Raw genomic sequence first — 5334 nt, 5'->3', positions numbered from 1 at the left:
TCAGAGTACTCCCTATGTACGGCACCGCATCTTCCTATCCTCGCAGCCAGCGATCCGGCAACTACTTTCGGCGTGATAGAGCTTAACTTCTGTGTTCGGAATGGGAACAGGTGTGTCCTCTATGCTATCAATACGACACCTTCTTTGAGTTTTACACTCAAAACTAAATAGTATCAAATTCTTCTTCTAAATCTTGCCACTCATATCTTCTCTTGAACTTCCGTTCTTGACTTTGGTTAAGTCCTCGACCTATTAGTACTAGTCCGCTACATTGATCACTCAACTTCCACTTCTAGCCTATCTACCTCATAATCTCTAAGGGGTCTTACTTCTTGCGAATGGGAAATCTCATCTCGAGGCGAGTTTCACACTTAGATGCTTTCAGCGTTTATCTCTTCCAAACATAGCTACCCAGCAATGCTCCTGGCGGAACAACTGGTACACCAGCGGTTTGTTCACCCCGGTCCTCTCGTACTAAGGGCAACTCCTCTCAAATTTCCTGCGCCCGCGACGGATAGGGACCGAACTGTCTCACGACGTTCTGAACCCAGCTCGCGTACCGCTTTAATGGGCGAACAGCCCAACCCTTGGGACCGACTACAGCCCCAGGATGCGATGAGCCGACATCGAGGTGCCAAACCTCCCCGTCGATGTGGACTCTTGGGGGAGATGAGCCTGTTATCCCCAGGGTAGCTTTTATCCGTTGAGCGATGGCCCTTCCATGCGGAACCACCGGATCACTAAGTCCTACTTTCGTACCTGCTCGAGTTGTTGCTCTCGCAGTCAAGCTTGCTTATGCCTTTACACGCTACGAATGATTTCCAACCATTCTGAGCAAACCTTTGAGCGCCTCCGTTACCTTTTAGGAGGCGACCGCCCCAGTCAAACTGCCCGCCAGACACTGTCCACGATCACGTTGAGTGACCAGTGTTAGAATGTTCATACAACGAGGGTAGTATCCCACTTTGTGACTCCGACTAGACTGGCGTCCAATCCTCTTCGTCTCCTACCTATTCTGTACAAGCAGCACAAACATTCAATATCAAGCTACAGTAAAGCTCCATGGGGTCTTTCCGTCCTGTCGCGGGTAACCCGCATCTTCACGGGTATTTAAATTTCACCGAGTCCCTCGTTGAGACAGTGCCCAGATCGTTACGCCTTTCGTGCGGGTCGGAACTTACCCGACAAGGAATTTCGCTACCTTAGGACCGTTATAGTTACGGCCGCCGTTTACTGGGGCTTCAATTCGTACCTTCGCCGAAGCTAAGCACTCCTTTTAACCTTCCAGCACCGGGCAGGCGTCAGCCCCTATACTTCATCTTACGATTTTGCAGAAACCTGTGTTTTTGATAAACAGTCGCCTGGGCCTATTCACTGCGGCTCATCTTTTACAATGAGCACCCCTTCTCCCGAAGTTACGGGGTCATTTTGCCGAGTTCCTTAACGAGGGTTCTCTCGCTCACCTTAGTGTTCTCCACTCGACTACCTGTGTCGGTTTGCGGTACGGGCAGTTTAATACTTCCTAGAAGCTTTTCTCGGCAGTGTGACATCTCAGACTTCTCTACTTTATTTCGATCCGCATCACAGCTTGTTCTTATAGAAAAAAGCATTTCACTCTTCTCAAAACTTACTGCTTGCACGCACATATCCATCAGTGCGCTTCTGTTAGCCTCCTGCGTCCCTCCATCGGTCAAACGCATTATTACTGGTACAGGAATCTCAACCTGTTAGCCATCGACTACGCTTCTCAGCCTCGCCTTAGGTCCCGACTAACCCTGGGAGGACGAGCCTTCCCCAGGAAACCTTAGTCATTCGGTGGACAGGATTCTCACCTGTCTTTCGCTACTCATACCGGCATTCTCACTTGTAAGCGCTCCAGTAGTCCTTACAGTCTACCTTCATCGCCCTTACAACGCTCTCCTATCGCGTACTTTTAGTACACCCGCAGTTTCGGTAATATGTTTAGCCCCGGTACATTTTCCGCGCAATGGCACTCGACTAGTGAGCTATTACGCACTCTTTAAATGGTGGCTGCTTCTGAGCCAACATCCTAGTTGTCTATGCACTATCACATCGTTTTCCACTTAACATATATTTAGGGACCTTAACTGGCGATCTGGGCTGTTCCCCTTTCGACGGTGGATCTTATCACTCATCGTCTGACTCCCATTCATACATAGCTGGCATTCGGAGTTTATCAAACTTTGGTAACCCGAGATGGGCCCCTAGGCTTAACAGTGCTCTACCTCCAGTATGCTTATAATGAGGCTAGCCCTAAAGCTATTTCGGAGAGAACCAGCTATCTCCAGGTTCGTTTGGAATTTCACCGCTACCCACAGTTCATCCGAGCATTTTTTAACATGCACCGGTTCGGACCTCCAGTAAGTTTTACCTCACCTTCATCCTGACCATGGGTAGGTCACCTGGTTTCGGGTCTACAGCATCGTACTATTCGCGCTATTCACACTCGCTTTCGCTGCGGCTCCGGTCTTTCCACCTTAACCTCGCACGATACCGTAACTCGCCGGTTCATTCTACAAAAGGCACGCCATCACCCATTAACGGGCTCTGACTTCTTGTAGGCGTCGTGGTTTCAGGAACTATTTCACTCCCCTTCCGGGGTGCTTTTCACCTTTCCCTCACGGTACTGGTTCACTATCGGTCACTAGGGAGTATTTAGCCTTACGGGATGGTCCCCGCAGATTCCGACCGGATTTCACGTGTCCGGCCGTACTCAGGATCCTGAAAGAAGTGTGCTTTATTTCGCGTACGGGGCTATCACCCTCTTTAGCCAAGCTTCCCAACTTGTTCTGCTATAAAACACTTTTGTAACTTCTATATATCAGTCCTACAACCCCAGAATGCAAGCACTCTGGTTTGGGCTCTTCCCGTTTCGCTCGCCGCTACTCGGGGAATCGATTTTTCTTTCTGCTCCTGCTGCTAATGAGATGTTTCAGTTCACAGCGTGTTCCGTCAATAATCTATGTATTCAACTATTGACAACTCTTTTCGAGTTGGGTTTCCCCATTCGGAAATCTCTGGGTCTTAGCGTACTTACCGCTCACCAAAGCTTATCGTAGTTAGTCACGTCCTTCATCGGCTCCTAGTGCCAAGGCATCCACCACGCGCCCTTATTAACTTAACCGTCACAACCGTAGTTGTGCTTTAAGTTTATGAGTTGGTCTTCTTTCAGACCTGCGTTTTTTTCCGTTCCTCTTACAGAACTTCTTTATTGCTTTGTTTCTCGGCTTAATTTATTAATAATTTTACTTATCTTTAAAAGAATTTGTTACTATTCAGTTTTCAATGTGCAACCCTGGCAGTGCTACCACTGCCTATGGAGAATAGCGGGTTCGAACCGCTGACCCCCTGCTTGCAAAGCAGGTGCTCTCCCAGCTGAGCTAATTCCCCATAGGTGTCATCTTTGACCATGATCCCTATGTCGGTATCACACTCAAAACTAAACAAAACTTTGAACTGCTTGAACTGGCAATCTAATGCCCCTGCTACTTTCCGTTTATCCTTAGAAAGGAGGTGATCCAGCCGCAGGTTCTCCTACGGCTACCTTGTTACGACTTCACCCCAGTCATCTGTCCTGCCTTAGACGGTTCCCTCCTTACGGTTAGGCCACCGGCTTTGGGCATTACAAACTCCCATGGTGTGACGGGCGGTGTGTACAAGACCCGGGAACGTATTCACCGCGGCGTGCTGATCCGCGATTACTAGCGATTCCGACTTCGTGCAGTCGAGTTGCAGACTGCAGTCCGAACTGAGACGTACTTTAAGAGATTAGCTCACCTTCACAGGTTGGCAACTCGTTGTATACGCCATTGTAGCACGTGTGTAGCCCAGGTCATAAGGGGCATGATGATCTGACGTCGTCCCCGCCTTCCTCCGGTTTGTCACCGGCAGTCTCGCTAGAGTGCCCATCTGAATGCTGGCAACTAACAATAAGGGTTGCGCTCGTTGCGGGACTTAACCCAACATCTCACGACACGAGCTGACGACGACCATGCACCACCTGTCACTTTGTCTCCGAAGAGAACACTTCTATCTCTAAAAGCTTCAAAGGATGTCAAGACCTGGTAAGGTTCTTCGCGTTGCTTCGAATTAAACCACATGCTCCACCGCTTGTGCGGGTCCCCGTCAATTCCTTTGAGTTTCAACCTTGCGGTCGTACTCCCCAGGCGGAACACTTAATGCGTTAGCTTCGGCACTAAGAGGCGGAAACCTCCTAACACCTAGTGTTCATCGTTTACGGTGTGGACTACCAGGGTATCTAATCCTGTTTGCTACCCACACTTTCGAGCCTCAACGTCAGTTACAGTCCAGTAAGCCGCCTTCGCCGCTGGTGTTCTTCCATATATCTACGCATTCCACCGCTACACATGGAGTTCCACTTACCTCTACTGCACTCAAGTTGACCAGTTTCCAATGCCTTTCCGGAGTTGAGCTCCGGGCTTTCACATCAGACTTAATCAACCGTCTGCGCTCGCTTTACGCCCAATAAATCCGGATAACGCTCGGGACATACGTATTACCGCGGCTGCTGGCACGTATTTAGCCGTCCCTTTCTGGTATGGTACCGTCAAACTAAAGTCATTCCCTACTCTAGCTGTTCTTCCCATACAACAGTGCTTTACGACCCGAAAGCCTTCATCACACACGCGGCGTTGCTCCATCAGGCTTTCGCCCATTGTGGAAGATTCCCTACTGCAGCCTCCCGTAGGAGTTTGGGCCGTGTCTCAGTCCCAATGTGGCCGATCAGTCTCTCAACTCGGCTATGCATCATTGTCTTGGTAGGCCTTTACCCCACCAACTAACTAATGCACCGCGGATCCATCTCTAGGCGACGCCGTAGCGCCTTTTAACTTCCTGTCATGCAACAAGAAGTCTCATTCGGTATTAGCATCTGTTTCCAAATGTTATCCCCAACCTTGAGGTAGGTTATCCACGTGTTACTCACCCGTTCGCCACTCACTTGAAAGGTGCAAGCACCTTTCGCTGTGCGTTCGACTTGCATGTATTAGGCACGCCGCCAGCGTTCATCCTGAGCCAGGATCAAACTCTCAATTTAAATGAATTTAAATTCATCGCTTGAAGATGTACTCTTCGATTAAACTGACTTTTTCTTATATCTCTATAATTAGTTATCCGTTTTTTTGTTTGTTACGAATTGACTTCGCAAATTTGTTTCTTTAGCCATGCTTTCGCATCACTAGCAACAGATTCGTTTGTTCAAAGTTTTGTTCAGTTTTCAATGTGCTACACGCTATCTCTCTGAGACAACTATATTATCTTACCACGCTCATTCTCGCTTGTCAACTACTTCTT

The 5334-nt window shown here is 48.8% G+C and carries 1 tRNA gene and 3 rRNA genes; all 4 read right to left on the bottom strand.

Features of this window, described 5'->3' with window-relative positions:
* Nucleotides 1-21 precede the first annotated feature (21 nt).
* The 4 genes from rrf to K5Q14_RS09690 all read right to left on the bottom strand — a co-directional run bounded on the left by rrf (nucleotide 22) and on the right by K5Q14_RS09690 (nucleotide 5077).
* Nucleotides 22-138, bottom strand: a 5S ribosomal RNA gene (gene rrf / locus K5Q14_RS09705).
* Nucleotides 139-232: 94 nt separating this feature from the next.
* Nucleotides 233-3145: ribosomal RNA gene (locus tag K5Q14_RS09700) — 23S ribosomal RNA — on the bottom strand.
* A 193-nt stretch (nucleotides 3146-3338) separates the two neighbouring features.
* Nucleotides 3339-3411, bottom strand: a tRNA-Ala gene (locus tag K5Q14_RS09695).
* A 116-nt stretch (nucleotides 3412-3527) separates the two neighbouring features.
* Nucleotides 3528-5077: ribosomal RNA gene (locus K5Q14_RS09690) — 16S ribosomal RNA — on the bottom strand.
* The 16S, 23S and 5S rRNA genes sit together here with 1 tRNA gene alongside, the layout of an rRNA operon.
* Nucleotides 5078-5334: the final 257 nt, after the last annotated feature.

The sequence above is a fragment of the Leuconostoc inhae genome (assembly GCF_019656015.1).
Taxonomy (GTDB): domain Bacteria; phylum Bacillota; class Bacilli; order Lactobacillales; family Lactobacillaceae; genus Leuconostoc; species Leuconostoc inhae_A.
The sequence above is the reverse complement of the archived record's forward strand: the minus strand, read 5'-3'. Positions and strand labels throughout refer to the sequence as shown.